Below are 6477 nucleotides of genomic sequence, written 5' to 3' on the forward strand. Positions count from 1 at the left end.
GTCAGCGGCGGCCGCCGTGGTGCGGGGGCCTCGCGCAGCCCCTCCAACGCGAGGACCCCGCCCGTCGTTTCTCGCGACGTTTGTTGTCTGCCAACAGGCCCGGCCGGATTGCCGCGAGACTGTGCACAACTCCCGCGGCGCCGACGCCGGAGGGCGCCCTGCGCGAGGACCCAAGCCAGGGGGCGCGCGGTCCTCGCGCTCACGGCCGCCGCCACACCCAGGAACCCCGCCCACTACCCTGCTCAGGGCGACGACGAAACGGCCCATCCGGCTCTGGTCAAGAGCTGTGGAGTCCCGGACGTAGGGGACATGAGGTGCTCCGGCACCTGGCCGATGACGCATGGGTGTACTGGTCCTGGCGGGCGCCGCGGACATGCTTCTAGCCCTGATGAATGCGCCCGCCATGCGCCTGACGGGGGTCAGGGGCGTGCGGGATGGTTGAGCGGGGGTTGGCCCGGGAGGTACCACCCGGGCCACCTGGGGGAAGTCTGGCGGGCGTTGTCAGGTTGTCGGGCGCGTGGTCGTTTGAGGGTATGCCGCTGTCAGAGGTAGCCGATTGTTCAGTCTGTCGTGGGCAGGCCGATGCTGGCGGTGATGTGGTCCCAGATGGTGAAGCGGAGGGCACTGTCAAGTTTGACTTCCCGTCAGATGATCAAGAAGGGATATCCCGTCTCAATGCCGCCTACGACCTCTCGATTCAGCGCTTCAGTCGTGGATTCGAAGGCGAAGGTTACGGATCACCTTCTTAATCACCTGACGGGCAGTCAAACTTGGCAGTGCCTCTCGTGAGCTTGGCCATGAATCTCTTGGCGGCCTTGGTGTCCCGCTTGGACTGCACCAGGATGTCGAGCACATTGCCGTCCTGGTCAACGGCGCGCCACAGGTAGTGCCGCTCGCCGTTGATCTTCACGAAGACCTCGTCGAGATGCCATTTGTCGCCGGCCCGGGGCCGGCGGCGGCGCAGCCCGTCGGCGTAGACCTGACCGAACTTCCCACACCAGCGGCGGACGGTCTCGTACGAGACGATCACGCCGCCAGCTCCTCGACCTCGCGGTAGGCGAGCGGGAAGCGGAAGTACAGCCACACACAGTGGGAGATGACCTCCACCGGGTAGCGGTGGCCCTTGTACGACGGCGACACGGCACCCACCAGCAGAACATCCCGAGACAACCAACCCGAAGATCATCTCACGAGCCCAGCTCAACGTGACTGTGAGGATGGTCGGGTGCTGCTCTGGGCGGTGACCTGACCCGCAACGTGACTGGCCTTGTGCCTTGGCATTGATCTGTCGGCCGCCGCCTGGAGCAGGACTTTGCTGCCGCCGGGCAGGGGGCGTGTCCCGATAGGGGCCTTCGCGACAGGCACCGTCACAGTCTTGACCGCCCCGGCCCGGCGACGGCCACCAGCACCCGAAGCGGATCAGGAGACCGGCGACCTTGCCCAGCATCACGCAGCCCACGTCCCTGTGTCACGTCCCGGCCGAAGCCGGGGAGGACATACTGCTCGGCGTGGACACCCACAAGGACGTCCACGCCGCGGCCGTCATCAGCACGCTCGGCGCAGCCCTGGACGGCCGCAGCTTCCCGGCGACCGCGGAGGGATACCGCCAACTCGTCTCCTGGCCCCGCTCGTTCGGGATGCTGCAGCGGGCCGGGATCGAGTGCACCGGCTCCTACGGCGCCGCCCTGACACGGCACCTGCAGGCCGAAGGCATCGCAGTGACCGAGGTCAACCAGCCCGACAAAGCCACCCGGCGCCGCCACGGCAAGACCGATGCCGTGGATGCCCAAGCCGCCGCCCGTGGCGTGTTGTCCGGCCGCGCCACCGCGACAGCGAAGACCAGCGACGGGCCGGTGGAGATGCTGCGGCTGTTCAAGCTGGCCAAGGGGTCCGCGGTCAAATCCAGGACCCAGGCCATCAACCAGCTCAAGAGCGTTCTGGTCTGCGCCGACGCCGCGCTGCGCGAGTCCCTGGCCGGGCTGAGCAACCCGAAGCTGATCAAGCAGTGCGCCGCCCTCGCGGAGACGGAGATCTCCGGGCCGGCCGGGGCCGCACGGCACACCGTGCGGCTTCTGGCACGCCGCATCCAGAACCTGACCGAGGAGATCAACGACCTCACCAGGCAGATGGCAGACGCGGTCAAAGCGAGCACTCTTGCTCTGCTCGACGTCTACGGCGTCGACCCGGACAGTGTCGCAGCCCTGCTCATCGCGGCCGGAGACAACCCCGAACGCCTCGACAGCGAGGCGTCCTTCGCCGCCCTGTGCGGCACCAGCCCGGTCGAGGCGTCCTCCGGCAAGACCCAGCGCCGCAGACTCAACCGAGGCGGCGACCGTCAGGCCAACGCCGCCCTCTACCGCATTGTGCTCAGCCGCCTGCGCTGGGACGGCCGCACCCAGGACTACCTGCGGCGACGCCTCGCCGAGGGCAAGACACGCCGCGAGATCATCCGCTGCCTCAAGCGGTACCTCGCACGAGAGATCTACCAGCTCATCGTGTCCAAGAACACCGCGGCCGGTCACGCGGAACCAGGCAAAGCCGCAGCTTGACATCCATAGGGGCATCAACGCCCCGCGGTCGGCTCGCCGCAACGGCCGTGGTTCTGGCGGACCCTGGTCCGCACAAGGTCGTGGATCTTCTTGTCGGTGCCGTCCTTGGACCACTTTGCGTAGTAGTCGTACACCGTCTTCCCTGGTGAGAAGTCGTGCGGTAACAGGTCCCACGGCACCCCCGTCCGGTTCACGTAGAAGATCGCGTTCACGATCTCCCGCAGGTCATGGACCGGAGGCCGGATCGAATGCCGGTCCGCCCGCCACTTCGTCAGAACCGGTTCGACCAGGGCCCACTGGTCGTCCGTCAGATCCATCCGGTAAGGCTGCCTTCGGCGTCATACCGCTCACGGTCACGCTCCGCAGCCGACTTCGTCAACTCGCGACATGACAAACCGGCTTCAATCAGGCAACCCAAATTCAGACGGTCTCTCAATTACACAGGTGAGCGTACAGACCCGGGAGACGGCCCATGCGGTCAGAAAGCCCAGGCCGATGGTGGCTGTGCCAGCCAGCCAGACGATTGCGGTAGGCGCGGGGCTGTTGAGAGCGGCCCAGGTTGGCCACCCAAGGGCGCCGTTGGTGCCTCCGTCAGCCATGGGCAGGATCGCAATCACCGTCAGCACACGCCAGCCACGCAGGTGTGGGGAGAGGAAGTGAACGAATGCCCCGGCCGTCAGGGGTATCGCCGCGTTGACCGGAGCCCACCATAGGGGATAGCCCCAGAAGTTGAAGGGCTGGTCGCCGTAGTACTTGTATGCGCCCATGGCCAGCCCGGGGGCCTCGAAGACGACATCGCTCAGGGCGAAGGCCAAGTAGAGGAGAAGGATTTGGGAACCTGTGGCACCCCGCGCGATGCGTCGCCAAGCCAGGTATCCCTGGCCGCCATAGTACCAGGGGTAGGCCACCGCGATGAAGAGCGGTACGGGTCGGTCGAAGACGTGGAATAACACGTAGGGCTCTTGGTCGGGGAGCCAACACTTCCCAAGGATGTCGACGATAGGTTCGAATGCCATCGTGACTGCGCCACCGATCAGCATGAGGAAGGGGACCGGTGTGCGGTCCCGCCGCCACACATGCACCGCATACGCGGTGAGGATGACGAGGGGGATGGCCAGAAAGATGGTAAAGCCGAGGTTCACGCCACGGGGAGGAATGAAATTAGGGGGTGTAGAGGAAAGTTGAGTCAGCATCCGTGCCTCCGTGCCGTGTATGCGGTCACAGGTGGTGTTTCCGTGTAAGCCAAGTGAAGGTGGGGCAGAGAGCCGGTTTCTGCCCCAACCAACAGGCGATGAAGGGCATCGCCAGAGGCTCTGGGCTGGCGCAGCGAGTTCGTTCGCCCATGTCTCACCAGTTGGCAATCTGCCAGCCGACCCGCCGGGGGCTCTCTTTAAGCGGTGCGCGCACATCTCGCTGCCCAGGAAGCCGTGGCGCCGTGACGGGCGTCGCTGGTGCCCCAGGCGGGATCACTGTCATCTATCCGTTCCAGCCGACGTAGCGGGAGGAGGCCTCCAGTGACCAGTCGTGACACCCGCGCATCCAGTTGCGCAGGCTTCGTATGTGGTAGCTCATGGCCGGTGGGACCGGCGCAGGGAGTGAGGCGACGTGTCGGTCGAAGCCGGCGATCTCGTCTGCGGCGTCGGCAGCAGTGCGCTGCAAGGCTTCCTCCACCGTCAGTCCATGAGCCGTGTACAGGCTGGGCAGATTCCAGAACTGGCCTGGGTGGTCACGTTCGGCAAAGTAGGAGTAGACGTCGTTCTGCCAGGCAGCGACGTTGGCCGCACGCAGGCGTAGCGCGGCGGCATCGGGTGCCCAGTAGTCGTCCCATCCCACGTGATCGCCCCAGGAGGCATCGATGATGACGATGCAGGCAAACGAGCAGACGGTATACAGACGCGCAGTCTTGTAGCAAGCGATGCTGGGTATGGCGTTGCTGGCGCGCATGTGGTTTTGCAGGGCCATGGAAGCGAACCAAAGTCGCATCTCCATGCACCACCGTTGAAAAGACCCGGCAGGCAAAGCGGCGCGCAGGCCGTCCACAACCTCACAGAAGGCAGCCTCCATGCGCTCGCCGGCCGCACCGGTGCCGTAGCCCTTGTCCAGGATGTCCATGACGGACGTGACGGCAGGCAGGTGGGCTGGTGAGTCGGCAGTGAGATCGTCAACGAACTCGTCGTCGAACCAGAAACCCCAGGCGAGCATCCGGCCATAGGCACGCAGGAGTTCCGCCGGGGCGCCTGGGGCTACGGTGCGGGCCACGATGCGTCCCGACCGTGTCTTGGCCAAGTGGGGGATGGCGGCCTTAGGAGCAAAGGTAGACACCCAGGCGATGGCGTCGCGCTCAACCTTCTTCACTTCAGGATGGCACGTGGGTTCATAGGGGACGTCCATTATGGGCAGGTGGCGCATGCCGCGCCGCACATCTCGATTTACTGATCTGTCGGCCACGCTTCCGGTCCTTCTGTAGTGTGGTATTCCGGTGATTCGCCCAGGCGTATTTAGAGGGCGAGGGGGCGCCCATATGCAGCGAAAGTTCTGCAGAAGGGGCGCAAGAGCGTCCGTTGTCGTTCACGACCATGATCGCCGGATGATCCGGCGCCGCGCCCAGGCTATCTGCTCAGGTTCTGCTCATGAGAGTTCTCCACAAGGGCGTGTACCAATTCCACCCGCGACGGATACCCGGCAACCCATCCGCGAAGCCCTTTCCGTCGTCCGATTAATAGCCCATGCATATAAGCTCGGTGAGCTGCATGGACGAATCAGCGCCACACAGGGTGTGTCAAAGATCCTGTGCAGAGCGATTCTCCTCCTTGGCTCCTCAGGCTGTTTCACTGAGTTGGGATACTGGTGAAGCCCCAAGCCCCCTCATGATCTCGCGCCATGGTCGGGGGCACCTGCAGGGATCTTGGCGGGCGAATGCCACTTGAGATGTTTCAATGAGAGCTTTTCGAAGCTGGGCTACGAGGCCAACCGGAGGAGCTTCAGAATCCATTTTTCGCACTCCTCTCAGGAGATGGAGATGTACGCGAAACGCCGACCGCAAATTTCATGATGGAAAAGCTTTTAGATTTTGAAATTCTAGAGTTCGGGAGCCTCGGATTCAGAATTTCTCCCTCATGTTTTCTAAGGGGAGAGAGGGAGGCGCTTAAATCGAATTCGCAGCTTTGCTGAGGCGTCGCCGTGTGAGACCTGGCTGTTAATTGTGGATCCATGGCTGCCGCTTCGGCTGATGAGGGTTCAGTCGGTGCCGCGAGCGAACGATGTGAGATTCAAATTACCCTTCTTCGCAATCAGCCAGGTAAATTGCTGGCGAGTCATCGAGTAGGCGGTTTAAATAAGGAGAGCCCAGGTGACTGAAACACCGAGAAGGCCAAGTCCAGGCCGACAGACGAACCCGCTTCGTATTTCAATTGGCGCGTGTGGACGTGGCCTCCGAGTCGCTCTGCGGCTTCGAACACCGTGACATTGCAATCTCGCTGAAACAGATATGCTGCAGTCATCCCAGAGACGCCGCTACCGTTTACCGCTACCGTTCGCCTGACCATCTCTTGCCTCCTCCAGGCCGCACTTCACAAAGCCCTCACTACACATGTGCCCATCTATGGCATCGCTGTCTCGCGGCGGAGCTTGCAGCCTCTCCCTGAGCTCACCCTGGGTTCGGCTCTGATAATTAGATTTCGCTGGTTGGATGCTCGTTTACGAGTATGGTTACGTACTGGTCACATATCTGACTGTGGTGTTCTGGTGTCGGTTTTGTTGGTGGTTTTTGCCTGGTGGCGTAGGTTGCGTCGGAGTTCTTTGGGCAGGGAGAAGGTGATCGACTCCTCGGCCGTCCTGACCAGCTCGACGTCGCCGTAGCCGCGCTGGGCGAGCCACTCCAGGACCTCCTCGACCAGCACCTCCGGTACGGAGGCACCGGAGGTGACGC

The 6477-nt window shown here is 63.5% G+C and carries 5 protein-coding genes and 2 pseudogenes; 1 reads left to right on the plus strand and 6 read right to left on the minus strand.

The window, feature by feature from the left end; all coding sequences use genetic code 11:
* Positions 1-775: 775 nt before the first annotated feature.
* Positions 776-1149: pseudogene (locus ACZ7NC_RS43920) on the minus strand (IS6 family transposase); the annotation flags it as partial.
* A gap of 287 nt (positions 1150-1436) precedes the next feature.
* On the opposite strand from ACZ7NC_RS43920, the gene ACZ7NC_RS43925 reads away from it, so the two are divergent.
* Positions 1437-2549 carry an IS110 family RNA-guided transposase gene (locus ACZ7NC_RS43925; RefSeq protein ID WP_471497683.1) on the plus strand — a complete coding sequence of 371 codons (1113 nt, stop codon included), beginning with the start codon at positions 1437-1439 and terminating at the stop codon, positions 2547-2549.
* Between the two features lie 14 nt (positions 2550-2563).
* Here ACZ7NC_RS43925 and ACZ7NC_RS43930 read toward each other — a convergent pair whose 3' ends face one another.
* The 5 genes and pseudogenes from ACZ7NC_RS43930 to ACZ7NC_RS43950 all read right to left on the minus strand — a co-directional run.
* Positions 2564-2866, minus strand: a complete 303-nt coding sequence (locus tag ACZ7NC_RS43930; RefSeq protein ID WP_471497685.1) for a transposase — start codon at positions 2864-2866, stop codon at positions 2564-2566.
* Between the two features lie 84 nt (positions 2867-2950).
* Positions 2951-3742: a hypothetical protein gene (locus ACZ7NC_RS43935; RefSeq protein ID WP_471497687.1), complete on the minus strand. Its 792-nt coding sequence runs from the start codon at positions 3740-3742 to the stop codon at positions 2951-2953.
* Between the two features lie 283 nt (positions 3743-4025).
* Positions 4026-4997, minus strand: coding sequence for a terpene synthase family protein (locus ACZ7NC_RS43940; RefSeq protein WP_471497689.1), 972 nt, complete (start codon positions 4995-4997; stop codon positions 4026-4028).
* Between the two features lie 866 nt (positions 4998-5863).
* Positions 5864-6094 carry an NAD(P)-binding protein gene (locus tag ACZ7NC_RS43945; RefSeq protein WP_471497691.1) on the minus strand — a complete coding sequence of 77 codons (231 nt, stop codon included), beginning with the start codon at positions 6092-6094 and terminating at the stop codon, positions 5864-5866.
* 174 nt (positions 6095-6268) lie between these two features.
* Positions 6269-6477: pseudogene (locus ACZ7NC_RS43950) on the minus strand (4-hydroxy-3-methylbut-2-enyl diphosphate reductase); the annotation flags it as partial.

This window comes from Streptomyces sp. NPDC111802 (genome assembly GCF_055634335.1).